Annotated in this window: 29 protein-coding genes; 5 read left to right on the top strand and 24 right to left on the bottom strand. The window is 68.8% G+C overall.

Annotated features, from left to right (window positions below; genetic code table 11):
• Positions 1-72: 72 nt before the first annotated feature.
• From ACFXQA_RS13430 to ACFXQA_RS13420, 3 genes are all read right to left on the bottom strand, one after another.
• The gene (locus ACFXQA_RS13430; RefSeq protein ID WP_394520383.1) at positions 73-1,230 is read right to left on the bottom strand and encodes a cystathionine gamma-synthase; all 1,158 of its coding nucleotides are present in this window, start codon (positions 1,228-1,230) and stop codon (positions 73-75) included.
• Complete coding sequence (locus ACFXQA_RS13425; protein ID WP_394520382.1) at positions 1,227-2,237, bottom strand: pyridoxal-phosphate dependent enzyme; 1,011 nt, start codon at positions 2,235-2,237, stop codon at positions 1,227-1,229. Before ACFXQA_RS13425 ends, ACFXQA_RS13430 begins: the two co-directional genes overlap by 4 nt.
• 155 nt (positions 2,238-2,392) lie before the next feature.
• Positions 2,393-2,746 carry a DUF7882 family protein gene (locus ACFXQA_RS13420; protein WP_394520381.1) on the bottom strand — a complete coding sequence of 118 codons (354 nt, stop codon included), beginning with the start codon at positions 2,744-2,746 and terminating at the stop codon, positions 2,393-2,395.
• A 207-nt stretch (positions 2,747-2,953) separates the two neighbouring features.
• On the opposite strand from ACFXQA_RS13420, the gene ACFXQA_RS13415 reads away from it, so the two are divergent.
• Positions 2,954-3,400 carry a MarR family winged helix-turn-helix transcriptional regulator gene (locus ACFXQA_RS13415; RefSeq protein ID WP_394520380.1) on the top strand — a complete coding sequence of 149 codons (447 nt, stop codon included), beginning with the start codon at positions 2,954-2,956 and terminating at the stop codon, positions 3,398-3,400.
• Between the two features lie 20 nt (positions 3,401-3,420).
• Here ACFXQA_RS13415 and ACFXQA_RS13410 read toward each other — a convergent pair whose 3' ends face one another.
• The 5 genes from ACFXQA_RS13410 to ACFXQA_RS13390 all read right to left on the bottom strand — a co-directional run bounded on the left by ACFXQA_RS13410 (position 3,421) and on the right by ACFXQA_RS13390 (position 7,445).
• A complete protein-coding gene (locus ACFXQA_RS13410; protein ID WP_394520379.1) occupies positions 3,421-3,756 on the bottom strand; it encodes a hypothetical protein in 336 nt (111 codons plus the stop codon).
• Between the two features lie 132 nt (positions 3,757-3,888).
• Positions 3,889-5,343 (bottom strand): phytoene desaturase family protein, encoded by a 1,455-nt coding sequence (locus ACFXQA_RS13405; protein ID WP_394520378.1) that lies wholly within the window; start codon positions 5,341-5,343, stop codon positions 3,889-3,891.
• Positions 5,340-5,825, bottom strand: coding sequence for an SRPBCC family protein (locus ACFXQA_RS13400; protein WP_394520377.1), 486 nt, complete (start codon positions 5,823-5,825; stop codon positions 5,340-5,342). The genes ACFXQA_RS13405 and ACFXQA_RS13400 overlap by 4 nt, the downstream gene beginning before the upstream one ends.
• 44 nt (positions 5,826-5,869) lie before the next feature.
• Positions 5,870-6,880, bottom strand: coding sequence for an SDR family oxidoreductase (locus ACFXQA_RS13395; RefSeq protein WP_394520376.1), 1,011 nt, complete (start codon positions 6,878-6,880; stop codon positions 5,870-5,872).
• A gap of 70 nt (positions 6,881-6,950) precedes the next feature.
• Positions 6,951-7,445 carry a metallophosphoesterase family protein gene (locus ACFXQA_RS13390; protein ID WP_394520375.1) on the bottom strand — a complete coding sequence of 165 codons (495 nt, stop codon included), beginning with the start codon at positions 7,443-7,445 and terminating at the stop codon, positions 6,951-6,953.
• 87 nt (positions 7,446-7,532) lie between these two features.
• On the opposite strand from ACFXQA_RS13390, the gene ACFXQA_RS13385 reads away from it, so the two are divergent.
• Entirely contained in the window at positions 7,533-8,207 is a 675-nt protein-coding gene (locus ACFXQA_RS13385) for a DUF998 domain-containing protein (protein WP_394520374.1), read from the top strand.
• 38 nt (positions 8,208-8,245) lie between these two features.
• Here ACFXQA_RS13385 and ACFXQA_RS13380 read toward each other — a convergent pair whose 3' ends face one another.
• On the bottom strand, positions 8,246-8,914 hold the full coding sequence (locus ACFXQA_RS13380) for an esterase/lipase family protein (protein ID WP_394520373.1): 669 nt from the start codon (positions 8,912-8,914) through the stop codon (positions 8,246-8,248).
• On the bottom strand, positions 8,911-9,699 hold the full coding sequence (locus ACFXQA_RS13375; RefSeq protein ID WP_394520372.1) for an alpha/beta fold hydrolase: 789 nt from the start codon (positions 9,697-9,699) through the stop codon (positions 8,911-8,913). Before ACFXQA_RS13375 ends, ACFXQA_RS13380 begins: the two co-directional genes overlap by 4 nt.
• Before the next feature lie 88 nt (positions 9,700-9,787).
• Between ACFXQA_RS13375 and ACFXQA_RS13370 the strand changes: the two genes are divergently transcribed.
• Together ACFXQA_RS13370 and ACFXQA_RS13365 are read left to right on the top strand one after the other, a co-directional pair.
• Positions 9,788-11,440, top strand: coding sequence for a sensor histidine kinase (locus ACFXQA_RS13370; protein WP_394520371.1), 1,653 nt, complete (start codon positions 9,788-9,790; stop codon positions 11,438-11,440).
• A gap of 106 nt (positions 11,441-11,546) precedes the next feature.
• Positions 11,547-11,921, top strand: coding sequence for a hypothetical protein (locus ACFXQA_RS13365; protein WP_394520370.1), 375 nt, complete (start codon positions 11,547-11,549; stop codon positions 11,919-11,921).
• A gap of 19 nt (positions 11,922-11,940) precedes the next feature.
• Here the strand turns inward: ACFXQA_RS13365 and ACFXQA_RS13360 are convergent, their stop codons facing one another.
• The 7 genes from ACFXQA_RS13360 to ACFXQA_RS13330 all read right to left on the bottom strand — a co-directional run bounded on the left by ACFXQA_RS13360 (position 11,941) and on the right by ACFXQA_RS13330 (position 16,928).
• Entirely contained in the window at positions 11,941-13,011 is a 1,071-nt protein-coding gene (locus ACFXQA_RS13360) for a YihY/virulence factor BrkB family protein (RefSeq protein ID WP_394520369.1), read from the bottom strand.
• 73 nt (positions 13,012-13,084) lie between these two features.
• Entirely contained in the window at positions 13,085-13,684 is a 600-nt protein-coding gene (locus ACFXQA_RS13355) for a DUF3618 domain-containing protein (RefSeq protein ID WP_394520368.1), read from the bottom strand.
• Complete coding sequence (locus ACFXQA_RS13350; RefSeq protein WP_394520367.1) at positions 13,681-14,094, bottom strand: phage holin family protein; 414 nt, start codon at positions 14,092-14,094, stop codon at positions 13,681-13,683. The genes ACFXQA_RS13355 and ACFXQA_RS13350 overlap by 4 nt, the downstream gene beginning before the upstream one ends.
• The gene (locus ACFXQA_RS13345; protein WP_394520366.1) at positions 14,072-14,812 is read right to left on the bottom strand and encodes a hypothetical protein; all 741 of its coding nucleotides are present in this window, start codon (positions 14,810-14,812) and stop codon (positions 14,072-14,074) included. Before ACFXQA_RS13345 ends, ACFXQA_RS13350 begins: the two co-directional genes overlap by 23 nt.
• Before the next feature lie 180 nt (positions 14,813-14,992).
• Positions 14,993-15,877: a carbohydrate kinase family protein gene (locus ACFXQA_RS13340; RefSeq protein WP_394520365.1), complete on the bottom strand. Its 885-nt coding sequence runs from the start codon at positions 15,875-15,877 to the stop codon at positions 14,993-14,995.
• A complete protein-coding gene (locus tag ACFXQA_RS13335) occupies positions 15,877-16,425 on the bottom strand; it encodes a hypothetical protein (RefSeq protein WP_394520364.1) in 549 nt (182 codons plus the stop codon). Before ACFXQA_RS13335 ends, ACFXQA_RS13340 begins: the two co-directional genes overlap by 1 nt.
• 68 nt (positions 16,426-16,493) lie before the next feature.
• Positions 16,494-16,928 carry an Hsp20/alpha crystallin family protein gene (locus ACFXQA_RS13330; RefSeq protein ID WP_394520363.1) on the bottom strand — a complete coding sequence of 145 codons (435 nt, stop codon included), beginning with the start codon at positions 16,926-16,928 and terminating at the stop codon, positions 16,494-16,496.
• A gap of 121 nt (positions 16,929-17,049) precedes the next feature.
• Here ACFXQA_RS13330 and ACFXQA_RS13325 point away from each other — a divergent pair, with 121 nt between their 5' ends.
• Positions 17,050-18,036, top strand: a complete 987-nt coding sequence (locus ACFXQA_RS13325; protein ID WP_394520362.1) for an LLM class flavin-dependent oxidoreductase — start codon at positions 17,050-17,052, stop codon at positions 18,034-18,036.
• Here ACFXQA_RS13325 and ACFXQA_RS13320 read toward each other — a convergent pair.
• From ACFXQA_RS13320 to ACFXQA_RS13290, 7 genes are all read right to left on the bottom strand, one after another.
• A complete protein-coding gene (locus ACFXQA_RS13320; RefSeq protein ID WP_394520361.1) occupies positions 18,033-18,848 on the bottom strand; it encodes an ABC transporter ATP-binding protein in 816 nt (271 codons plus the stop codon). The two genes, ACFXQA_RS13325 and ACFXQA_RS13320, sit on opposite strands and share 4 nt — an antisense overlap.
• Complete coding sequence (locus tag ACFXQA_RS13315) at positions 18,845-19,699, bottom strand: ABC transporter permease (protein ID WP_394520360.1); 855 nt, start codon at positions 19,697-19,699, stop codon at positions 18,845-18,847. Before ACFXQA_RS13315 ends, ACFXQA_RS13320 begins: the two co-directional genes overlap by 4 nt.
• A complete protein-coding gene (locus ACFXQA_RS13310; protein ID WP_394520358.1) occupies positions 19,699-20,550 on the bottom strand; it encodes an ABC transporter permease in 852 nt (283 codons plus the stop codon). Before ACFXQA_RS13310 ends, ACFXQA_RS13315 begins: the two co-directional genes overlap by 1 nt.
• Positions 20,551-20,627: 77 nt before the next feature.
• Entirely contained in the window at positions 20,628-21,632 is a 1,005-nt protein-coding gene (locus tag ACFXQA_RS13305; protein ID WP_394520356.1) for an ABC transporter substrate-binding protein, read from the bottom strand.
• A gap of 108 nt (positions 21,633-21,740) precedes the next feature.
• Entirely contained in the window at positions 21,741-22,922 is a 1,182-nt protein-coding gene (locus tag ACFXQA_RS13300; protein WP_394520355.1) for an acyl-CoA dehydrogenase family protein, read from the bottom strand.
• On the bottom strand, positions 22,919-23,803 hold the full coding sequence (locus ACFXQA_RS13295; RefSeq protein ID WP_394520354.1) for an amidohydrolase family protein: 885 nt from the start codon (positions 23,801-23,803) through the stop codon (positions 22,919-22,921). The genes ACFXQA_RS13300 and ACFXQA_RS13295 overlap by 4 nt, the downstream gene beginning before the upstream one ends.
• Positions 23,800-25,404 carry an AMP-binding protein gene (locus ACFXQA_RS13290; protein ID WP_394520353.1) on the bottom strand — a complete coding sequence of 535 codons (1,605 nt, stop codon included), beginning with the start codon at positions 25,402-25,404 and terminating at the stop codon, positions 23,800-23,802. Before ACFXQA_RS13290 ends, ACFXQA_RS13295 begins: the two co-directional genes overlap by 4 nt.

Genomic DNA, 25,404 nt, shown 5'->3' with positions numbered 1-25,404 from the left:
CTCCACAAAGCCCGTTGACGAGGGTGGCGCCCATGCTCTACGGTGCGGAACCGCGCGATTCTGAGGGCCGATTCAGACGGTTCGCAGCGCGCTGTCGAGGTCGCCGATGAGGTCGTCGATCGACTCGATTCCGACCGACAGGCGAACGACCTCTTCGGGCACGGCGAGCTCGGTTCCGCGCACCGAGGCGTGGGTCATCGCGTCGGGGTAATTCAGCAGTGATTCGACGCCCCCGAGCGACTCGGCGAGGGTGAACAGCGTGGTCGACTCGGCGAAGCGCCGCGCCGCGGCCGCGTTCTCGAGAGCCAGCGACACGATGCCGCCGAAACCCGACATCTGGCGCGCGGCGATCTCGTGCCCGGGGTGGCTCGCAAGGCCCGGATAGTAGACGCGGGCGACACTCGGATGCGCCTCGAGGTAGTCGGCCACCGCCTGACCGTTCTCGCTGTGGCGCTGCATACGCACCCCGAGGGTCTTGATACCGCGCGTGGTCAGCCACGCGTCGAGCGGCCCCGAGATCGCACCCGCCGCGAACTGCAGAAAGCCCGCCTTCTCGGCGAGGGCGTCGTCGTCGAGCACGAGGGCGCCGCCGACGACGTCGGAGTGGCCGCCGAGGTACTTCGTGGTCGAATGCACGACGACGTCGGCGCCGAGCGAGAGCGGGCGCTGCAGCGCGGGCGAGGCGAAGGTGTTGTCGACGACCACCAGTGCCCCCGCCTCGTGAGAGACGCGTGCCAGCTCGGCGATGTCCGTGATCCGCAGCAGGGGGTTGCTCGGGGTCTCGACCCACACGATGCGCGGTGCTCGTTCGTCCAGTGCCGCCGCGACGGCACCCGCGTCGCTCATGTCGACCACGCGCAGCTTCACTCCCCAGGGCGCGAGGACGCGGGCGATGAGGCGATAGGTGCCGCCGTAGACATCATTGCCGAGCAGCACCTCGTCGCCCGGCTGGAGGACGGCGCGCAGCAGCACGTCTTCGGCGGCGAGCCCCGACGCGAACGAGAGGGCGTGGCGCCCGCCCTCGATCGCGGCGAGCTGTGTCTGCAGGGCCGTTCGCGTCGGGTTCCCGCTCCGGCCGTACTCATACCCCTCACGGAGTCCGCCGATGCCGTCTTGGGCATAGGTCGTCGAGAAGTGCACGGGCGGGATCACAGCGCCGGTCGTCGGGTCGAAGTCCTGCCCGGCGTGCACGGCGAGGCTGTCGAAGCCGCGGAGGTTCTCGGTGGTCATGAGGGGTTCTCCGATTCGCCGGCGGATGCTGAGGATGCTGCGGTGACGTCGTCTGTCGAATAACCGCGAGCGGCCATCCATTCGTCGTCGAAGATCTTGCTGAGGTAACCGCGCCCATGATCGGGCAGCAGCACGACGACGACCGCCTCTTCCGGCAGGTCGCGCGCAGCTCGGAGCGCACCGACGACGGCCATGCCGCTCGATCCGCCGACGAGGAGGCCCTCCTCGCGGGCGAGCCGACGGGTCATCGCGAACGACTCGGCGTCGGAGACCTGGTGCAGTTCGTCGACGACGCCCGGGTCGTAGGCGGGCGGCCAGAAGTCTTCACCGACGCCCTCGACGTCGTATCCGTGGATCGGGCCGCCGGTGTAGATCGAGCCGACGGGGTCGACGCCGACGATCCGCACGCCGCCGCCCGACGCCTCGCGGAGGAAACGACCCGTGCCCGAGATGGTGCCACCGGTTCCGACGCCGGCGACGAAGTGGGTCAGGCGGCCGTCGGTGTCGCGCCAGACCTCAGGACCGGTCGACTCGTAGTGGCTGCGCGGCCCGTTCGGGTTGGCGTACTGGTTGGGCTTGAAGGCCCCGGGAATCTCGGCGACGAGCCGATCGGAGACGCTGTAGTACGACTGCGGGTCTTCGGGCTCGACCGCGGTCGGGGTCACGACGACATCGGCGCCGTAGGCGCGCATCACCGCGCGCTTGTCTTCGGCGACCTTGTCGGGCACGACGAACACGCACCGGTAGCCGCGCTGCTGGGCGACCAGGGCGAGACCCACACCCGTATTGCCGCTCGTGGGCTCGACGATCGTTCCGCCGGGGCGGAGGAGTCCCTCTCGCTCGGCCGCGTCGATGATGTTCGCGGCGATGCGATCTTTCGACGAGCCGCCGGGGTTGAAGTACTCCACCTTCGCCAGAACGGTGGCGCGGATGCCCGCCGTCACGCGGTTCAACCGGACGAGAGGGGTGTTGCCGACGAGGTCGGTGACGGTGCGGGCGTATCGCACGAATTGCTCCTGGGGTGAGCCGCGCTCGGAGGCGCGGAAGCTGTCGGGTCGGAAGGAGCCGAGAGGCTCAGCGACAACAACGACAGGTCAGCACACACCCAGAGTACACACGAGGGCGGCCGTGCCGCAGCACGGATCCGCCGACGCGGGACGGCTCAGACCTTGGCGGCGCGACGGGCCCGGGGCGCGCGCGGCTCGGCGACCTCTTGGGCGAACGCGTCGAAGTCGACGACGAGCCCCGAGGTCGAGCTCGCGTCGTTCGCCAGGCGCTTGAGGTGCTCGGGATCGAGCAGCTCGGGCTCGGCCGACGCGAAGACGAAGCGCAGCGGAATGGACGGCTGGATCCAGATGGTGGAACGGCCACGCGGTGTGTCGTCGTCGTGGCGCCACGACATGGTGAAGCTCTCGCCACGACGGAGCTTCGTGGCGACGACCACTTTCACATGAGCCAGAACCCGGTCGGGCATTTCGATCGGCTGGTCCGTGCTGCCGTAAAACAATTTGCCCATCGGATACTCCCTTTGCTCGGTGCGCCGTGCGGCGCCGTCTCGAGGCTCCCGTTGCCGATCGAGCAGCCACGCGTGGCCACTCTCGGGGACCTCTTCCCAGAACTCTACAGATACTTCAGATATTTAGCTAATCTCTTTACATCTTCGATTATTTAGCTAAGCTGAGGAGATAGGCCCCGGTTGCCCGTGGTCAGAGGAGGTTTGCTCGTGAGCAGTTCATCGACCCAGTCACCTCTGCGGCGCGCCCTGCACGGCTTCATCGACGCCCGCAACGCCGCGCTCATCGAAGCTCGGCGGACGCTGAAGATCGGCGAACTCGACGCGCGTGCCCTGCTGTTCGTCGCCGCCAATCCCGGGGCTCGTCCCACGCAGCTCCGCGGGTATCTCGGCATCACCTCGGCGGGCGTCACCACGCTCATCGACCGGCTGGTCGATCGCGATGCGGTACGCCGTGACGTCGATCCCCACGACCGCCGCGTCAACCGCATCACCGTCACGGTCGATCTCGGAATTCTTCCGTGGTCGGCGCTCACGCGGTTCGACACCGACTTCGATCAGGCGGTCTCGCAGGGCGACGCCGTGCAGAACGAACTCTTCGCGACGACCCTCGACGGATTCACCCACACCGTCGTGGCCCTCGCTCGCGCGTCCTGAGACCCGGCGAACTCGATCGGTCAGACCGAGTCGTTGTTCTCGCTCTGAGACTTCGCCTGGAGGAACGCGCACAACGACGACGCGATCGACAGGTCCGAGGCGAGGCCGTGCAGTTCGCCCGCATCGAGAGTCACCGCGGATTCTTCCGCCTCCATCGTCACCACCCATCGGTCGGAGTCGTGCGACTCGGGCTGGATGAACGTCGAGGTCGACGCGTTGTGGAGAGTCACGGCGACGAGGCCCGTGTTCGCCCCGTCTTCGCCGTCTTGCGGGATGACCTTCAGCGACACCTCGTAGCCGAGTGCGAGAAACTCGTCGAGCCACGCCTGTAGCGTGTCTTGGCTTCGAAACGGCATCGCGACTCCATCATTGACCACCGGCTCTGCGATCGCCGTCTGCGTCCATTATGGGGTGGGCTGCAGACACCGCGAGAACGATGTCGTCGCGATTAGCCGCTGCGGTGAGATATCTCCCCCACGACTCGCCGTTCACACGTGAGACAGGGAGGGCTGGGTGCGCGTACCGAAGTCGTGACGCAGAGCGCTCAGAGCGGCCCGCCAACCGACGAGGCCCGTGACCCCGGGGCCGGGGCTGACCGACGCCGAGCACAGATACACACCCGGTACGGGCGTGTGCCACGGGTCCGGACTCAGCACCGGGCGCCGCACGAGCTGCGGGAACGTCGGGGCTCCCGCGGCGATGTCGCCTCCGGGGTAGTTCGGGTTGTACCGACCCACCTCGACCGCCGAGCGCGAACTCGTCGCGAGGATCGTGTCTCGGAACCCCGGTGCGAACCGCTCGATCTGAGAGACGACGGCCTCGGCGCGGTCGGCATCGCTCCCGGCCGGCACGTGCGTGTAGGTCCAGAGCGTGTGCGCACCATCGGGGGCGCGCCCCTCATCGAACAGCGAAGGTTGCGCGGCGAGAACGTAGGGGCGCGGGTGGAGCCTGCCTCGGGAGACATCGTTCTCGGCCTCGGCGATCTCGGCGCGCGTTCCGCCGACGTGGATCGTCCCGGCCTCGCGCACCCCCTCGTTGGTCCACGGCACCGGATCGGACAGGGCGAAATCGACCTTCGCGACGCCGCCGCCGTAGCGGAAGCGCTCCATGCGCGTGCGGTAGGCCGTCGGCATCCGCTCCCCCGCGAGACGCACGAACGCCTCGGGGGTCACATCGAGCAGCACCACGCGAGACGACGGCAGCTCGTCGAGCGAGGTGACCTCGTGGTCGGTCACGAACTCTCCACCGTGCGCGCGGATGTCGTCGACCATCGCGTCGACGATGGCCTGGCTGCCGCCGCGCGGGATCGGCCAGCCGCGCGCGTGGCCGTAAGCCGCCAGGGCAAGGCCGGCGCCGGCGGCCGCGAGGCTTGGCTGATGCAGGATCGTGTGTGCGGAGACACCCGTGATCATGGCCGGCGCTGCGTCTTCGCGGAACGGGGCGTTCCACCATGGTCCGCCCTGCGCGAGGGCGCGCAATCCGAAGTTGACGGCGGTAACCGGATGCCGCGGCATGCGCAGCAGCGTCGAACTGGTGAATTCGGCGACCCGCGAGGCCTGCTCTGCCAGGGGCCGCATCAGAAGGTCGTAGGCGGCGCCGTCGCGGCCGAGGCTCTGCACGGTGCGATCGAGATCGAGATGGGCAAGGCCCGCCCGGCCGCCGTCGAGCGGGTGGGCGTAGGAAATCTCGGGCACGACGAAGTCGACACGCGATCCGAGTTGGAACTCGCGGAAGAACCGCGACTCGAACGCCATCGGATGCACCGCCGAGCAGACGTCGTGCAAGAAGCCCGGAAGAGTCAGTTCGGCCGATGATGCGCCGCCGCCGATGAGCGACGCACGCTCATACACGCGCACGTGCAGTCCCGCCCGCGCGAGGGTCACCGCTCCGGCGAGCCCATTGGGCCCCGACCCCACGACGATCGCGTCGAACTGCTCGGTCACTCGCCGCCCTCGACGATCTCTTGCTCGGCGGTCGAACGCTCGGCGCGGTGGACCCGCCCCTCGGCGAGGTAGGCGAGGCGGTGCAGGGTCTCGGCGTTGCGGACGTGCAGGCCGACGTCGAGGAGGGGTGTGGGGATCAGCCGGCCGGGGCCGGCGACGGCCTCTTCTTGGATGCGCACGACCGTGTCGTCACCACGGGGCTTCGCGTCGAGCGTGATGAGCGCCTCGCCCAGCGGCCACCCGCGCGCCTTCATCACGGCGCGGCGGGGCGGGTCCCATTCGATCGAGACGGTGGTGTCGTCGATGACGGCGGGCCAGGCCCCGAACGAGTGGTGCAGCTCCGACCCCACCGCGGGCCAGGCATCGTCGACCTCGCGCATCCGGGAGGCCCCGACCACCCACGAAGGAAAGAGCCACCCGTCCGCGATCACCGCGAAGACGTCGGCGGGTGCGCAACGGAGTACGCGTACGTTGAGAGACATCCGGTTTTCCTCCCCTGTCGGGCTGGATCGGGCGCGGTGCGGGTTCAGCGACGCCGCAAGGCCAGCGCTCCGCCGAGTGCGGTGAGGGCGGACCCCGCAACTCCGGCGCCCGCGAGAAGCCGTCGGTGACGGATCGCCCACGTCTGAATACTGCCCGACCGGGCCTGGTCGTCGAAAATCCCGTGGGCGCCGTGGTCGCCGGGCACGGGCTCATACAGGTTCGGCGGCAACTGCGGGTCGTCGTGGTCTTCGGACAACTGCCCGTTCCAGGCCGTCTTGGCGAGATACCAGTCCATGAACCGACCCGCGAAGCGCGTCCCGAGGATCAGACCGACGGTCGGCAGCCCCACCCACGTGCGGCGGCGAGGGGTGTCGGCCACATCGGCCACGGCACGGGCCCCGACCTCGGGCTGGAAGATCGGCGGCACCGGCTGCGGGTGCTCGGAGAAGTCGGACTTCACCCAGTTGAACTGCACGGTGTTGAGGGCGGGCATGTCGACGATCGAGATCGCCACCGGGGAGCCGATGTGGGTCAGCTCGGCGACCACCGAATCGGTGAAGCCGTGGATCGCGTGCTTCGCCCCGCAGTACGCCGCTTGCAGAGGAATGCCGCGGTGCGCCAGAGCGGACCCGATCTGGATGACGTGCCCGCGCCCGCGCGGCACCATGCGCCGCAGCGCAGAGCGCGTGCCGTTCACGACACCGAGGTAGGTGACATCGGTCGCGCGCTCGAAGTCCTCTTCGGTCGTGTCGAGGAACGGCGAGATCGTGCCGACCATGGCGTTGTTGATCCAGAGGTCGATTCCTCCGAACTCCTCGTCGATGCGGGAGGCCGCAGCATCCACCGCCTTCGAGTCGGCGACGTCGACCGAGATGCCCAAGCTCCGGCGTCCGACGGCGTCGATCTCGGCCACGGTCGCGGCGAGACCGTCTTCGCCGCGCGCGAGCACGACGACATCCCACCCGCGGTCGGCGAGTTCGCGGGCGGTGGCCCGCCCGAGTCCTGCGGAGCCGCCGGTGATGACGGCGGTGCCTCGTGCGTTCGTGTCGCTCATGTGGTGAGGGTACGCAGAGCGGATGCGGTGGCAACCGGACTTGCCACGGCGCCCGCGGGCGGCTAGGGCGTCAGAGCGAGACGAGTTGCACCTCGGCGAGCTCGCCGTCGTCCACGACGACGGAGAGGAACGTGTGGTGCGGTTGCCGACGGCGGTCGGTCGGCGACCCCGGGTTGAGCAGACGTTGCCCGCCCGGGGCCCGGGTGTCCCACGGAATGTGGCTGTGGCCGAAAACGAGCACGTCGACGTCGGGAAAGGCCGCAGCCATACGGCGCTCTCGCGAACGCGCTTCTCCGGTTTCGTGGATCACCGCGAAACGGACGCCTTCGATCTCGCGGCGCGCGATCTCGGGCAGGCGCGCACGAAGGTCGGCACCGTCGTTGTTGCCCCACACGCCGAGCACGTCCCCGTGGCGCTCGAGCTCGTCGAGCACGCCCACGCTCACCCAGTCGCCCGCGTGGACGATCAGGTCGGCGTCGTCGGCCGCCCGCAGCACCGCCGGCGGCAGGGCCCGCGCGCGCCCAGGAATGTGGGTATCGGAGAGGATGAGCAGCCGCGTCGCCATGGCTCGACGGTACCGTTTCCCGCCGCAGGCTTGACGCGCGGTGCAGAGTGAGTGTTTAATCACTCACATACCAAAGGAATGGAAATCATGAACGCTTTTCGCACTCTCGCCGCCGCCTCCCTCCTGGTGGGTTCAGCGGTGTATCTCGCGGCCGAAACCATCGCCGCCGCTGCCTGGCGGTCGCCCACCTACAGCTACGCCCAGAACTGGATCAGCGACCTCGGGTCGGCGACCGCGGGCGAATTCCAGGGGCGAGAACTCAACTCGCCTCTTCACGCGGTGATGAATGCGGGTTTCGTCATTCAGGGATTGCTCTTCGGGCTCGCCATCGTGCTGCTCTCCCGAACGCTCACGGGTCGCCTTCGTCACTTCACCGCCGTCATGGGCGTGGTCACCGCCATCGGTTACGTCCTCGTCGGCACGTTCCACGGTTCCCTGCAAGCGCAACAAGACGGCACCCTCGGCCTGCACTTCACGGGCGCGGGATTGGCGATCCTCGGCGGGAACGCCCTGGCACTCGTCCTCGGCCTGCACTGGCGGAAAGTCGTCGCGACGCGAACCCTCGGCGTCATCAGCATCATCGTCGGATCGATCGGCCTGATCGCCACCGTCGTACTCCTGTCGACCTTCGGGGCAGACGTTCCTTCCGGGGCGATCGAACGCGCCTCCGTGTACACCATCGTCCTCTGGCAGCTGGTGGCGGCTGTCGCCCTGCTGCGCAACCCCGTCGCCGCGACCCGCACCGTCTCCCCGCGGTCATGACCCTGCCGCGGGCACGGAACGACTCACGATGGCCGGCCTCAGCCCGCGAGTACCGCCAACTCGGCGAGCACTCGCGGGTGCGCCAGGATGCGGAAGTGTCCCCCGGTCTCGAGCCGCACGTTCTTCGCCCCGGCCAACTCGCTCCCCTCGGGGATGTGCGGATCGAAGCGGCCGTAGACCGACACGATCCGTTCGTTCACCGCAGTCTCTTTCGCGAGCGCGAGAATGGTCGCGTTTCGCGGCGAGAAGATGCGCAGCGTCGGCGCGAGCACCATCAGCCGGGCGTAGCGCGACCCGCCGAAGGGCGTCGCGACAGCCAGCATCCCTCGCACACGACCGCCCGCGGTACCGACCACCATCGCCTGCTTCCCGACGAGTCCGCCCTTGCTGTGGGCCATGAGCACCACGTCCGAGAGATCGTGCTCATCGAGGTACTCGGTCACACGCTCCGCCATCTCGACGACCGGGCGTTCGTTCCGCCGCAGCAGATCGATCACGTGGATGGGGTGCCCCCGCTCGTGCAGCGCCTCGATCAGCGGCTGCATGAACTTCCACGTCTCGTAGATGCCGGGCAGAACGATGATGGGGGTCTTGTCGCCGGTGAGGAACGTCATCGGGTCGGTGCGGTTGAAGAACGCGCGCACCTGCCAGGTCAGCGCGTACGCGTAGTCGCGCGCCCACCAGATCGGAACGCGTAAGGGGTTCACGCACCACCCTCGATGCGCGCGGCGAGGAAGGCGTCGATGGCGGATGCTGTCGAGCGCGGCGCACTCTGCTGCACCACGTGATTGTGGCCGGGCACGGTCACGAACGTTCCGTCCGCGGCGCGGTCGCGGAGCCGCCGGCACCAGTCGGTACCCGCGATCGGGTCGGTGCCGCCGCGGATCACGAGGAAGGGCGACGCCAGGTCGGCCACCCGTTCTTCGATGGGATAGGTCAGCATGTGACGCACCTGAGCGAGGTACCAGGGAACGCCGCAGCGGAGGTAGTCGACGAACACGATCGCGTTGATCAGCGGCGGCTCGCCGAGCGAGTCGAGAGTGAGGGCCGTCGCCTGCGCGAACACGGAGGTGTGGCGGTCGTCGGTCACGGGTCCGATCGCCACCACCGCGCGGACGAGATCCGGGCGTTGCGCACCGAGCTCGACCACCCACTGAGACCCCATCGAGTGTCCGACGAGAACGACCGGCCCGGTGCCGATCTGATCGAGCACCTCGCCGAGCAGCCCCGCCATGGCTTCGACGTCGAGGTCGCGTCCGGGTTTCGGAAGACCGCCGAAGCCGGGGAGGTCGATGGAGTGCACGTCGCTCTCGACCGAGAGAAGGGCGTGCAGTTTGGTGAAGTACCGGTGGGACATACCGATGCCGTGAACCAGCACGAAGGGCGGCCCCGGCTCAGCCGCGGTGGAGTCCGTCGTGACGACGCGAAAGACGCTGCCGGCGAGATCGATCCTCCGCTCGTGGGAAGAGGGGCTCTCGGGCGGTCGCGTCATCGGGCAACCGTACCCCGGAGGCAATCGGGTCCGATCTACGACCGGCGCGCCGTATGCTTCGACAACACGAGACCCAGGGAGATGGGTTATGCCGCTCTTCGAGTTGGAGGCCTCGCCCCGGGGGCGCATGAGGGTGTTCGTCCGCGCCCAGCTGCCCTTCCTGCTGGGTGCCGCATTCGTCGGACTCGTCGCGGCGATCGCCGTGCCCGAGAAGGCCATGAGCGGCTACATGCCGGCCGCCTATGTGCTGGTCGCGCTCGCCTCGCTGGCCGCGGTACTCGTCCCCTGGGAACGTTTCGATCGCACGTGGTTGATCACGGTGGCGCTGACCGACATCGTCGCGGTGGCGTTCATCCGCACCGAACTGATCTCGGTCATCGCCTCTGCCGGGCTTCTCGCGATGTTCCCCGTCCTCTGGCTGGCCTACGGATTCCGCCCCTGGACGATCCTCGTCGCCGTCGCCGGGGCGGCCTTCATCTCCTCCTTCCCCTTCTTCACCCGAGGCGAGTGGCCCGCCACCGCCCTCGAGTGGGCCAACGTCGTGACGCTCCCGGCCATCATCGTGGGGGTCGCCCTCATGGCGAATCTCGCCGCGCGTCAGTTGCGGCGCAATCGCGATCGCGTCGCCGAGGCGCACGCCGAGCAGACGGCGGCGCTCCTGCAAGCTGAAGACAATGCGATCCTGATGCGCAGCATCCTGAACACCGTGAACACGGCCGTCGCGTTCTACGGGCCCTCCAACGAGCTGGCGCTGTCGAACAAGATCGCGTCGACCATGACCGAGATCGTCGGGTTCCGTCTCGACCGGCCGCCGTACGCCGGCGACAACGTGCTCGCCATGGACCGCATGACACCGATCCCGTACGAGGGCCAGATCATTCCCCGTGCACTGCGCGGCGAGATCCTGACCGATCACATGGAGTGGCTGGGCCCGCCCGATCAGCAGGTCGCCATCCTCGCCTCGTCGCGCCGCGTGACCCGTGATGACGGGGCGCTGCTCGGCACGGTGGTCGTCGCCTACGACGTCACCGAACTCGCCACCGCGGTCGAGGTGCGCGAGGAGTTCCTCCGCACGGTGTCGCACGAATTGCGGACGCCACTGACGAACATCACCGGCTATCTCGAACTCATCGAAGACGGGCTCGACGAGTCCGAGACCCAGAGCCGTGCCTACATCGCGGTGATCCAGCGGAACGCTCAGGTGCTGCTCGATCGCATCCGCGAACTGCTGGCCGCGACCGACACGTCTGAGCCGCTGCGTCTCGAACCGACCGATCTGCGAGCTCTCGTCGATCTGGCGATCGTCGATGCGGGAGATCGTGCCGGGGCCAAGAGCATCGCGATAGAACATCTCGACACGGGCCCGGCCTCGGCGATGGTCGATTCGTCGCGTCTGCGGCAGGCGGTCACCGAGCTGCTCGTCAATGCCGCGAAGTTCAGCCCCGAGCACAGCGTGATCACGGTCGAGCAGGGAATGACCGCCGAGAACGCCTTCATCCGCGTCTCGGACCAGGGCCCGGGAATCGGCCGCGCAGACGAGACCCGCGTGTTCGACCGGTTCTACCGCACCGCTTTCGCTCGCGAGAACGCCGTACAGGGGTTCGGCATCGGCCTGACGATGGTGAAGTCGACGATCGTCGCCCATCACGGTCGCATCCACCTCGTTCCCTCCGACGACGCCGGCACGACCTTCACGCTCGAGCTCCCGCGCGAGGGCCCCGACCCGAGCACCGGCGCCTGACCCGGCGCCCACGCGCCGCGCTGCTCGAGCCCATCCGGGCACCCATGTCCCGAATTCCGCAACGAATCGGCCCCACCGTTGCGGAAAGTGGGACATGCTCTGTGGCATGTCCCGAATTCCGCCGGAATCACCCCGCGTCGTTGCGGAAAACGGGACACGCGAGGGCTCGGACTGGAACTACCTGCAGGTCGAAACGGCGGGGCGGATGCTGCATCCCGTCCTGGGTCCGGGTGGGATGACCCGCGAGCAGGCCCACCGGGAGGTCAGAGCCTTGCTGAACCTGCACGTCGAGAGCACGCCGCACGCGAGCGGGCTCCTCGACGCGTGGGACGAAGGCGCGGCCGACGACACCGTCTTCGCCGGCCCCTTCCTCTGGGCGATCTACGAAGCCGACGACACCGTGGTCGGAGGCCGCGAATGGGTCGACGACCTCGCCCGGGGTCTGCGACGCGGGGGTTCGAAGACCCGCGTCGTGTGGTGACCGCCCCGCGAGCGATGACTCACCGGGTGGCGTCGTCCTGACCGTGGTAACGACGGATGCGGCGGCCCTCCGCGGCGTCTTTCTCTTCGGCGGCCGCCTTCTTCTCGATCTTCTTCGTGTCACGCGGGGGCAGCTGGATGTCGCGCTCGGCGGCGATGCCGGCCTGCAGTTGACGGCCGCGCTCGAGCTCGGCGTCGAACTCGGCGCCGAACAGGATCGCGAGGTTCGCGATCCAGAGCCAGAGGAGGAAGACGACCACGCCGGCGAGCGAACCGTAGGTCTTGTCATAGTTCGAGAAGTTGGCGACGTAGAGCCCGAACCCGGTGGTCGCGATGGCCAGGATCACGAGCGCGAGGACCGCACCGATGCTCATCCACCGGAACTTCGGCTGCTTCGCATTGGGGGCGGCGTAATAGAGGAGTGCCAGGATCGCGATGACGATGACGACCAGCACCGGCCATTTCGCGATGTTCCAGATGGTCACGGCCACTTCGCCGAGACCCAACGCGTTGCCGATGGCCTCGGCGACCGGGCCCGAGACGACCAGGAGGAGGGCAGCGAGCGTCACGAGAACGACGGTGACGAGCGTGAGAAGCAGCTGCAGTGGCTTGAGCTTCCAGAATGGCCTGCCCTCGTCGATCTCGTAGATGCGGTTCATCGCACGCGTGAAAGCGCCGATGTACCCCGACGCCGACCAGACCGCCAGGACGATGCCGCTGAGGAGAGCAAGGCCCGCTCCGGGCGACGAGGCGAGCTGTTCGATGGGGCCGCGCAGCGTGTCGGCCGTTCCGCCCGGCGCCACCCCGTCGACGATCTCGAGCACAGTGGTGGCCGCCGCGTCGCTCTGCCCGAGCACCCCGAGGAGCGAGAACACCGCGATGAGGCCGGGAAACAGCGCCAGCACGCCGAAGTAGGTGAGGGCGGCGGCGATGTCGGTGCACTGGTCGGACGTGAACTCACGGACGGTCTTGGAGAGCACGTACTTCCACGACCGTTTCGTCAGGTCGTCGGGAGAATCGGGCTCGGCCGCGCTGTCGGCGTGCGGCGCCGTGTCGGCCTTGCCGAGGTCGGAGCGGGTGGTGTCGGTCACGGGGTGGTGCCTTTCGGGGGGAGCGCGAATGCGGCAGGGCTCGAGAGCCCTGCCGCATTCATCGGGGGTGGCGTCAGCCGTTGTCCGTCACCGTGCCGCGCGCGTCGCGCGCGCGGTCGGTGACGGTGGTGGCGGCATCTGCCGCGTCGTCTTTCACGTTCGAGACGGCGTCGGTCGCAGTGTCCTTGACCGCGGCGGCCGCTTCTTGCGCGGGCTCCTTCAGGTGCTCGCCGACCTCTTTCGCCGCACTCGTGGCCTGGTCGATGAGAGGCTGCGCCTGCTCCTTGACCGCGTCGGCCGCCTGCTTCTCTTTCTCGGAGGCCGGGATGAGCGAGGCGAGCGCGAGACCCGCACCGAAGGCGATGAGGCCGATCGCGAGCGGGCTGCCCTGCGCCTTCGTCTTCACCGCGTGGCCGGCGTCCGACACACCGGACGCCACGGACGAACCGGCGTCGGAGACGGCGGAGCCTGCGCCCGACACGGCCGAACCCGCGTCATCGGCTGCGCCCATGACGCGATCGCGCACCGAGCCGAACACGCCCTTGACCTTGTCGGTCTGGCGCTGGGCAATCTTGGAGGGGGTGACCTTGTCGGCGAGGGCGTCGACGTCGAGGCCGAGCTCCCGTCGGGTCTGATCGATGTTGGCGCGGATGGCTTCGGGTGAATCACTCATCGGTTCTCCTCATTTCTCTTCACGGCGTCGGGGATCTGCTTGATCGTGTCGACGGTCTGCGGAGCCCCCTTGATCTCTTTGAGTTGCTTGCGTCCCTGGAGGAACAGCACCAGGGCGACGATTCCCCACAGCACAGCCACGATGACCGCCGACCAGCCCAGCCCCACCAGGAGGCCCAAGGCCCACCAGAGTGCGACAGACAGGAAGAAGATCGCCATGAGTCCGGCGTACGCTGCGGCGCCCAGCATCCCGGCACCCTTTCCGGCGCGGGTCGCAGACTGGCGGAGCTCGGCTTTGGCGAGCTCGAGCTCTTGCCGCATCAGCGTCGACAGGTCTTGGGTGACCTCACCGAGGAGTTCGCCGAGCGACGTGGTCGCGGCCTTCTGCTCAGACGGAGTCGCGTCGGACATCGCCACTCCCCTCGCCCGTGACGACCTCGTCCCACGTGGCGCGGGACTGGTCGTACAGGGGGGTGCCACCCACGGGAGCCCCACCGGCGAGGTCGCTGGGGATCGCCGGAACCGGGGGAACGTCGACGACCGGGACCGGCGCCGCGGGCGTGGTCGCGGGAACGCTCGGAGCCGCAGCGGCGGCCTTCTTGTCATCGGCCGCGTTGTCGGCGAGGGCGCGGGTGAGGCGTCCGACGACGAGGCCGGTGAGGGCGGCGGCGGCGATGAACGTGCCGGGCTTCCGACGCGCGTACGAGGTCACTTCGCTCAGCAGCGATCCGGGATCGCGGTCGCCGATCCAGGTGGCGGCGCCGCTGACGCGCGTCGACACCTGCTGGACGAGATCCGCGGCGATGCCGGGGTTCTCGGACGTCTGCACCATCGACTCGAGCTCTTCGCCTACGGAGCGCAGGCCCTCGGCGACGCGCTGCTGCTGAACGCCCGCCTGCTCTTTCAGCTCGCCCTGGGTCTGGGTGTACAGGTCTTTGACCTGGGTCTTCGCCTCGCCGGCGACGGCTGCGGCTTCGTTCTGGGCGGTCTCCACGACGTGGCCTGCTTCGTGGGTCGCGGTGCTCGCGACTTCTCCGGCCTCGTTCTTCGCGGTCTCGACGGTTCCGGACGGCTGGGAGCTCTCGCCGCCCGTCGGTGCGGTGTAACCGCCTCCATAGCTTTCGGACATGTTGTTCCTCTCGGCTGCCGGTCCGGGGGATGAACCGAACTCGGGGTACCGGTCTAAGCGCCCCCGGGCGATAAGGCGCGCGGGTTGACTCCCTGCCACCCCGTGTGCATCGCGGGCACGGGTGTGCTGGGCCGCGTGGAGAGGAAAATCGACGTCAGCGGTAGCGCCGACGGGGGTCGATCAGAGTTCGCTCGCCCAGGGCAGATCGGCCCCGGCGCGCGAGACCGTCAGAGCCGCGGCGTGCACGGCGTCGCGCCCGATCCGCTCGAGGGCGGGCGCCGAAAGGCCGGCACTACCGAGGCGCGCCACCGAGAAGATGAGGGAGGCCATGAAGGTATCGCCGGCGCCGATCGTGTCGACGACCGCCACCCTCTCGCCGGGGACCGTGAGTCGCTGCATCGCCGTCGCCACGATGGCTCCGGCACTGCCGAGGGTGACCGCCACCAGGCGAGGCCCGAGGGCGAGGATGGCATCGACGACCGCGTCGAGCGAGGCCCCCGGGTAGAGCCACGCCGCGTCTTCGTCGCTGAGCTTCACCACCGTCGCGAGCCGGGCCGTGTGCTCGAACGCCCGGAAGGCGGGAGCGTGCGCGCCGACGAGCGCCGGGCGGATGTTCGGGTCGAACGTGACCTCTGCGGCGCGCGACGCGCGAAGGGCCTCGCGCACCGACTCGGCGCCCGGCTCGAGGAAGGCGGCCACCGATCCCGTGTGCAGCACCCGCGTCGGCGTGCCGGGCAGGGCAAAGGCGTTCCACGCGAGATCGAACACGTACGACGCCTGACCGTCGGGGCCGATGCGGGCGAGGGCGGTCGACGTCGGCCGCGGCGTGAACGACTCGGGCGCCAGGGTCACCCCCGAATCCTCGAGGTGCGCGAGAATCCGTTCGCCGCGTTCGTCGGAGCCCAGCTGGGTGACGAGCAAGACCGACAGACCCCGGCGCCCGAGCCCCAGGGCGACGTTCGCGGGGCTGCCGCCGACGTGCTCGGAGGTTTCCGCCGACGTCTCGACGATGTCGACGAGCGCCTCACCGATGACGACGACGTCGTAGGCGGGCGTGCCGGTCATCAGCCCGCCTCGACGACCGGGGCGGATGCTGCCTCGACGATCGCCGAGCGGAGGGGCGGCACGTTGGCGGCGTGCGTCTCGACCTCGGGGAACCGTTCGACGGCGGCGACGCGGGGCACGACACTGCCGGCCGCGGAGACGATCCAGCTGCCCACGAGGAGGAAGTCGTCGTTGCCGGCGGTGAGCGGGCCGGTGATCGCGAACGCGCCGTGCGCGGGGGTGGCGAAGGTCACCCGCACGAGGTCGCCGTGGCCGAGCCCGTCGAGCGCGCCACCGACCTCGGGGTCGAAAGTGGGGACGACCTCGGGGATCGACGGATAGATGCGCTGGATCTCGCTGCCCGTGCCGAGGATCACGTCGGCGAGCATGAGCTGGTTGCCCACGCCGGTGCGCACGGTGCCGTCGACGACATACAGGCCGTAGCGCGGTGACCGGATCACCGCGCGAGCGACGTCACCGGCGGAGAGCTCCGAGAGCGCATCCCGGATGTTCTGCACGTCGCGACGCACGCGGGCAGCGGACAGGTGCTCGACGATCTGGGTATCCACCAGACAAGGCTACCGACGCAGACGCCCCGCGGAGCGTCCCGCGGGGCGTCTGCGCGTGAGGGCTCGGCTCAGCTCCGGATCGCCGGCTGCACGTCGGAGTCGTGGCGGACACTCTGCACCTCGACCTTGCGCGGCTTCGCGCGCTCGCTCACGGGGAGGACGACGCTCAGCACGCCGTTGTCGTAGCTGGCAGAGATGCCGGAGGTGTCGACACCCTCGCCGATGCTGAACTGGCGGAGGAAGCTCCCCGCAGGGCGCTCCTGGGTCAGCCACTTCGCACCCTCGATACCGCCAGCGGTGCGCTGCGCGCGGATGGTGAGCAGCTGGCCGTCGACGTCGATGTCGACCGATCCGGGATCGATACCCGGCAGGTCGGCGTTGAGCACGTACCGGTCAGCGTCGCGGTAGAGGTCGACCGGCATCACCCGCAGGTTGGAGCGCGACGACAGCACGCTCCCGGCGAGGCGATCGAGCTCCGCGAAAGGGTCGAAAGTCATTGCCATGATGAATCCATCTCCTTCCGTTTGAGGTTGAGCCCCCTCGGCTCAACTACGGATAAATTAGCACTCCCGACGCGCGAGTGCGCATTCCGATCGCTGAAAAATCGCCGAGAATGAAAGCACTATGACCGCCCCCGCTCGTCCTGCGCGCTCTGTCGGCGTCGTGCTTCCTCGCGACCTTCCGCCCACGGAGGTCATCCCGTTCGCTCAGCGGGCCGAGAGGCTCGGTTTCGACGAACTGTGGGTCGTCGAAGATCTGGGATTCCGGGGCGGCGTCGCCCAGGCTGCGGCGGTGCTGGCCTCGACGACCCGCGTGACGGTGGGCGTCGGCATCCTGCCCGCCGGCGCGCGGAACGTCGCCTTCGCCGCGATGGAGATCGCCACCCTCGCCCAGCTGTTCCCCGGCCGGGTGGTCGTGGGCATCGGGCACGGCATGCCGCAGTGGATGCGCTCGGTCGGGGCATGGCCCGGGAGCCCGCTCACTCTCCTGCGCGAATACACCTCCGCCCTGACGACGCTTCTGCGGGGCGAGCCGGGCCCTCCGGCCGGGAGGTACGTCAACGTGGCGGACGTGCGCCTCGAGTCGGCGCCCGCGACGCCGCCGCCCCTGGTCTGGGGCGTGCGCGGCCCTCGTTCGCTCGCAGCGGCCGGAGCGATCGCCGACGGCGTCGTGCTCGCGGAGCCCGCGACCCCGGAGTACATCCGCGCATCCATCGCCACGGTGTCCGGCGGGGGTGCGGGGTCTCCTACGGCGTCGCTACGGGTCGTGACCTACGACGTCGCAGCGGTCGCCGCGTCGGATGCTGCTGCCCGCGAGCTGGTGCGTCCGGCTCTCGCCGTCGTGGGCGAACCCGACTGGCACCCGCATATCGCACCCCTCGCGTTCGCGGACGAGCTGATCGCACTCCGCGAGCGCGCGGGCACGCCCGAGGCGTTCGCCGCCGCCCTGCCCGACGAGTGGGTCGATGCCCTTGCGCTCGTCGGTACACCCGCGCGCGTGCACGAAGGAATCACCGCCCGGCATCGTGCCGGGGCGACCAGTGTGATCCTCATCCCGGTGGAAGAGGACCGCTCCGCCGGGTTGGAGAACCTCGCCGCCGTCTTGGTCTAGGCCTCGGCGTCGGGCGCAGCACGGCGCGTCGACTGGTCGCGGATCATGCGGGCGATGCTCCCCCGGAGGTGGACGAACGCGTCGAGTTCGCGGGTGGCGACCTGGTCGCGCGGCCGCGGCAGATCGACGTCGATCGTGGCGACGATCGTCGACGGCGACTTCGATAGCACCAGCACCCGGTCGGCGAGGTAGACGCTCTCGTCGATGTCGTGGGTGACGAAGAGGATCGTCATGTCGAATTTCTCCCGCACCGCCAGCATGAGATCTTCGAGCTCGGCACGCGTCTGCGCATCCACCGAGGCGAACGGTTCATCCATCAGCAGGATCTTCGGGCGATAGGCGAGCGCCCGCGCGATCGCGACGCGCTGCTGCATCCCCCCCGACAATTGCCACGGGTACTTCTCGGCCGCGCCCGTCAGCCCGACCGCGTCGAGGCTCTCATCGATGCGCGACTGGCGCTCCTCTTTCGACATCCCGCCGCGCGGCAGCACGAAGGCGATGTTGCCGGCCACCGTCCGCCAGGGGAAGAGCGAGCGGCTGTAGTCCTGGAAGACGAGCGCGAGGTCGCGCGGCACCCCGATCACCGGTTCGCCGCCCAGAAGGACCGTGCCGCGGGTCGGCCGCATGAGACCCGACAGGCACCGCAGCATGGTGGTCTTGCCGCATCCCGAGGGTCCGACGATCGACACGAACGCACCCTGCGGAACCGTGAAATCGAGTCGCCCGATGGCTTCGTGTCGCTGCTTGCCCTCGTAGACGTGGCCGAGGCCCTCGATGGTGAGCAGGTCGGTGGCGGTGGTCGCGATGCTCATGACACTCCTTCTCGTGCGCCCCGGTGCCATCTCGTGACGCGCGATTCCACCAGGGCGAGGATCGCGTTGAGGACGTAGCCGAGGATTCCGAGCAGGAGGATGCCCGACCACATGTCGAGCATCCGGTAGGTGCGCTGGGCGCCCAGGATGATCGAGCCGATACCCTCCTGCGAACCGACCATCTCGGAGATCACCATGACGATGAGGGCGACCGACAGGGCCACCCGCATACCGGCGAAGATCTTCGGGGCAGCACTCGGCAGCACGATCCCGAAGAAGACCTTGCGGCGGTCCATCTCGAACACCCGCGCCGTGTCGAGGTGCAGCGGCTCGACCGAGCGCACACCGTCGATGGTGTTCAGCAGCACCGGCCACACCACCGCGAAGGCGATCAGCGAAACGCGCATCTCGTTGCCGAATCCGAGCAGGATGAAGAAGATCGGCAGCAACGCCGGCGGTGGAATGGCCCGGGCGAAGTGCACAACGGGCTCGACGAAATCTCCGAGAACGCGACTGCGTCCGATAGCCACCCCGAGGAGAACCGCCACGACGACGGCGATCGACCAGCCGCCCAGCATGCGGACGAGGCTCGGGACGATGTCGGCGAACACGCCCTCGGTGAGGAAGAGCGAAGTGACGGGCCCCGACAGCCAGAGTTTCGCGAACCGCTGGATGATCTCGGAGATCGGCGGGAAGTAGGGCGAGCCGGCTGATCGCGCGGCGATCTCCCACACGATCCCGAGCGCGAGCAGAGCACCCCACCGCACGGCGAACTGCCGGAGTCTGCGCGAGGCGACGGCCGATCGGCGAGGGGGCCGTACGACCCCGATCCACGTCGTCGTGGCGGTCATCAGTCGTCCTTCCCGGTGGGCCTGAGCGCGGGCTGCCACGAGAGGAAGCGCCGTTCGATGAGCACGAGCACCCCGTTGATCGCGAGTCCGAGGAGCCCCGCGATGATCGTCGCGGCGTAGACCAGGTCGGGGCGATTGCCGGTCGCACTGGCGTCCAGCATCCATCGTCCGAGTCCGTCGGACGCCCCCGCCAGAAGCTCGGCGCTGATGGCGACGATGAGCGCGACGGAGGCGGCGATGCGGATGCCGGTGAAGATGAAGGGAGCGGCGCTCGGGAGCGATACCTCCCAGAGGGTGGCGATCCTCCCCCGACCGAAGCTCTTCGCGGTCAGCTTGGCGATCGGGTCGACGTCGTGCATGCCGTAGATGGTGTTGAAGAGCACGGGCCAGGCCGTCGAGAAGACGATGAGCGCGATCTTCATCTCGGCGTCGTTGCCGAGCACCAGGATCGCGAGGGGGATGAGGGCGACCGACGGGATCGGTCGGAGGAACTCGATGACGGCACGGCTCGCGGAGTACGCGCCCGGCGACGATCCGAGAATCACCCCGAGCGTGACCGAGACGACGATGCAGATGACCAGCCCGACCGCCCATGCCTGCAGGGTCGCGGCCACCGCGCCGAGGAAGGCCGGGTCGACCAGCAGCTCGGCGACGCGCACCAGCACGACCGAGGTTGGCGGAAGGAAGGCCTCGTCGACGATGCCCGAGCGCGAGATGACCTCGGCGATCACGAACACCGCGAGCAGCCCCGCGGCCCCTCGCACCATCGTGCGGCCGCGATGCGATCCGCGACGAGACCCGGCGCGGGCACGCCGGGGCGCGAGCCTGGTACCCGTGGTGACGGACGCCATCACTGCTCCTCTTGCTCGGGTGTCATCGGTGGGGGCGGCGCGGAGGCGGGATGACTCCCGCGCTCCGCGCCGCGCGATCACTCGGCCTGCCAGGCGTATTGCGAGAGGTCGTCGAGGGGCTCCTCGAGAAGCCCGTACTCGACCATGAGGTCCATCGTGAGCTGGGCTCCCTCGATGTTCGGCGTACCGTCGCGCACGAAGCTGGGCTGCGTGATGGCGGCGGCGAGCTCCGGCGTCAGCGTCGTGATCGTCGGCAGGATCTCGACGACGGTGTTCGGGTCGTCGAGAGCCAGCTCGGTGGCCTTGTCCATGGCTCGTACGAACGCCGCGACGACGGCGGGGTTCTCATCCGCGTACGCCTTCGACGTGTTCCAGGTCACGAGGGGGCTGTTCTGCTGGTCCTCGTTGCAGACCGATGGCGCCAGGATGCTGGTGAGCCCCTGCGACGCGCCGATGGTGATGAACGGCTCGGGCACGAGGCCCGCGGCGATCCGACCCTGGCTGACCGCGGCACCGACCTCGGGGAAGGGAACCTCGACCAGTTCGTACTCGCCGGGCTCGAGGCCCTCGGAGGCGAAGCAGTCGCGGATCTGCACCTCGGTCGCCGACTGCAGGGTGTTCACCGAGACCGTCTTGCCGCGCAGGTCTTCGACCGACTCGATGCCGGAGTCCTCGGCGACGATGATGCCGTTGATGCCCTCCTTGTTCGAGTCCGTGCCCTCGCGCACCACCTGCAACTCGAGGCCCTGCGACACGGCCGATAGGACGTTCGCCCAGGTGGCCGAGCTGAACTGCAGGTCGCCCGAGATGAGTTGGGTCACCCCGACAGCGCCCCCGGCGATCGTCTCGATCGTGACTTCGAGGCCCTCGTCGGCGAAGTACCCCTCTTCCTGCGCGATGAACAGCGGGGCGTAGTCGCCCGCGGGCAGGGTTCCCACCGTGATGGCGACCGGGCTCGCGGGGTCGAGTGTCTGCTCGGCGCCACCGCCCCCACTCGGACTCGTCGAGCCGGAGCATCCGGCGAGACCGGTGATCAGGACTATGGCGGCGACCGCCGCACTGTGCTTCCGGGAAAACGTCATTGCTCTCCTCATATCTCTTCGTCGAGATGGTGCTGCCGATGTTCCACTGAACACCGGCCGGGGTATCAGGCTACCTGAAACGCAGACCGCCGACAAGGGATCGGCGCATCACCGGGTGAACGCGCTCAACCCCGTGATCGAGCGTCCCACGATGAGGGTGTTGATCTCACGGGTTCCCTCGTAGGTGTAGACCGCCTCGGCATCGGCGAAGAATCGCGCCACATCATGGTCGACGACGATGCCGTTGCCTCCGACGACCTCCCGTGCCCACGCGACGGTCTCTCGCAGCCGATCGGCGATCCACACCTTCGCCAGCGCCGAGTCCTCGTCGCGCGAGACGCCGCCCTCGCGTCGTTCGGCGAGACGGACCGCCATACCGAGCGACGCGGTGACGTTTCCGAGCATGCGCACCAGCTTGTCCTGCACGAGCTGGAATCCGGCGACAGGACGCCCGAACTGCTCGCGCGAGAGGGTGTACCGCAGGGCGGCCTCGTAGGCGCCCGCCTGCGCCCCCGCGGCGATCCACGCGACGTCGGGGCGGAGCGTGCGCAACAGAGTCGAGACGTCGGCGAACGAGGCGACCCGCTGCAGCCGATGCGAATCCGGCACACGCACACCGTCGAGGTCGATGTCGGAATTGGTGATCAGGCGCAGGGCGATCTTCCGCTCGATCGTGGTGAGACTGATCCCCGGCGCGTCAGTGCGAGCGAGGAACACCTTGACCTGATCGTCGGCGACATCGCGCGCGAAGACCGCGACGTACTCCGAGTGAGCGGCGTTCCCGATCCATCGCTTCCGACCGTCGAGGATCCATTCGTCGCCCTCGCGCCGCGCCGTGGTCTGCAGCCCGCGCGCGACGTCGGACCCGTGATCGGGTTCGGTCAGTGCGAAGCATCCGGTCATCGAGAACGACACGATGGCGTCGTCCCACTGCGCGACCTGCTGCGCACTGCCGCCCTGCCGCACCAACTCTCGGAACATCGCCACCTGCCCGTGGTAGAGCATGCCGGTGCTGACGTCGGTGCGCGAGAACTCGAAAGTGCGAAAACCGTTGTAGAGCTCGCGGGAGCGCCCGCGCGGGTCGAGGATCGCCGGGTCGTCGATGAGACGCAGATCGCGAAGCGGCTCACGCAGGTGCACGGGCGACGCCGCACGCTCCCAGAAATCGGGCAGGATCGGCGCGAGTTGCTGCTCGAGAACCTCCCGGAGCGCCCTCAACTTGGCGACCTCGGGTTCGGTGAGGAGATCGGCGAACCCGTAGAGATCCGAGACCGGATAGAGCGCGCTCACGACAGCCCGAGCACCCGCACCGCGTTGTCCCTCAGAATCTTCGGGCGCGCGGCGTCTCTGATCTCGAGGCGCGCGAAGTCTTCGAGCCAGCGGTCGGGGGTGAGAGCGGGGTAGTCGGAGCCGAAGAGCATCTTGTCTTGAAGGATGCTGCCGGCCTGGCGCACGAGCGCGGCGGAGAAGTACTTCGGCGACCATCCCGAGAGGTCGATGAACACGTTCGCCTTGTGTGCGGCCATCGACAGCGCTTCGTCCTGCCACGGCACCGAGGGGTGCGCCAAGATGATCGTCAAACCCGGAAAGTCGGCGGCGACATCGTCGATGAGCATCGGACTGGAGTAGCGCAGTTTGATGCCGTACCCCCCGGGCAGGCCCGCCCCGACGCCCGTCTGACCGGTGTGGATGACGACGGGCACCCCCATCTCCTGGATCGCCTGCCAGAGGGGGTAGTACTTCTCGTCGGACGGATCGAACGCCTGCACGCTCGGGTGGAACTTGAACCCCCGCACCCCGTGGTCGTGGAACAGCCGCCGGGCGAGGTCGATTCCTTCTGCACCGGTGTGCGGATCGACACTGCCGAACGGGATGAGCACGTCGGCGTTGCGCGCAGCCCCCGCCGCGATCTCTGCGCTGCTGTTCGGAATGACCCCCATCGCGGTGCGCGCGTCGACGGTGAAGACGACCGCGGCCATCGATCGCTCGCGGTAGTACTCGGCCAGCTCGTCGACCCCGAGGGGCCGGGGGGCATGGCCGAAGTAGGCGTCCATGGCGTCGAGCAGATCGTCGGGCAACGCGCGGCGGCCCTCGGAGTCGAACTGCACGTGCACGTGGGTGTCGATCGCTCGGATGCCCTCCAGAGCGATCGCGGGCTCGTATCGGGTCATTGCGTGGCCTCCGCCTCGATGAGTCGCGCCTTGAGCTTCGCCAGGTCGACCTTGCCGCTTCCGCTGCGCTCCAGACCGGTGACGACGAGCAGTCGTTTGGGTTTCTTGTACCCCGCCAGCTCTTCGCCGACGTGCGCGATGATGTCGGCCTTCGACACCGACGCCGGGTCCGTCACCGCGATCGCCGCGGCGACCACCTCGCCCCACCGTTCGTCCGGCACACCGAAGACCACCGCGTCGTGCACCTCGGGGTGACGGAGGAGGGATTCCTCGACCTCGGCGGGGAAGACCTTCTCGCCGCCCGAGTTCACGACCGTCGCGCCGCGTCCGAGCAGCTCGATGTACGAGTCCTCTTCGACGCGCACGAGATCGCCCGCGATGATATGCCGACGCCCGCGGATCTCGACGAAGTTGGCGGCCGTCTTGCCCGCGTCTTTGTAGTACCCCTTCGGCATGCCGCCGGTGAAGGCGATCTTTCCCGTCGAGCCCGGGATCGACTGCACTTCTTCGAGGGCGTCGTCGAGGACCACGGTGCCGGGGGTGAGGCGGAAGCGCGCCGGGAGATCGGCCGCTGACCGCGTGATGCCCAAAGCCACCGCACCCCCTTCGGTGGAGGCGAGGATGTCGGTGACGACGACCGGCCCGAGGGCATGCAGTCGTGCTTTCGTCGCGTCACTGAAGCGCATGCCCGACGACAGCACCGACTCGAGCGCCGGGAGGGCCGTGATGCCCGCCTCGGCCGCAGCATCCAGCAGGGGAATGGCGATCGCATCCCCCGCGACCGCGACACGGGTGACGCCCTCGTCGAGGATGGTGCGGATCGCTCTCGCCGGGTCGAACTTGGCGGTGGGGAGCACGACGACCGTGCCCCCGAGGAGGAGCGCGTTGATCACCGTCGTCAGCGCCGTGCCGTGCATGTACGGCGACAGCGCGAGCGCGACCATGCGGCGATTGCCCGGATCGGTCGCGAGCCGGACGGCGTCGTCGGGCGAGGTGGGCAGCGGCAGACCGGCCGTGACGTAGGCGTTGTAGACCTGCATCGCCAGCATCTGCCGCACGCTCCAGACCGCTGCCTTCGGCGCCCCGGTCGTGCCACCCGTGTACATGAAGAAGTCGCCGTCGACCGGATTCTCGTAGGGCACCGGCGCACGCACCGCGTACTCCTGGAAGTCCCGGGCCCCGGGCAGGAGGGCGGCGTCGACGTCTTGCACCTGCAGCAGGACGATCGGCCGGCCGAGCAGCGCCACCGCGTCGGCGACCACCGGGGCCAGGCTCGCGCTGTACACGAGCGCTGCCGAGTCGGAATCGTCGAGCAGACTGGCGATCTCGTGGGCGCGGTAGCGGAAGTTGAGCGACACCGGCACGATCCCGACGCGGATGGAGCCGGCGAACGTCACCAGCCACTCGGGGCGGTTGTGCAACAGGATCGACACCTTGTCGCCGCGCCCCACCCCCGATTCGTGGGCGAGGGCGGCGAACCGTGCCGAGGCATCGTCGAACTCGGCGTAGGTCATCGTCCCTTCGCCGACCGTCACCACCGCCGGCCTGTCGGGGGTCTCGAGCGCGATGCGGTGCCACAGGTCGGCGTAGTGCGCGTCCAT

This window comes from Microbacterium shimangi, assembly GCF_043556445.1.
Lineage (GTDB): Bacteria > Actinomycetota > Actinomycetes > Actinomycetales > Microbacteriaceae > Microbacterium.
Note: the sequence above shows the minus strand (reverse complement) of the source record. Positions and strands in the feature narration are given on the sequence as shown.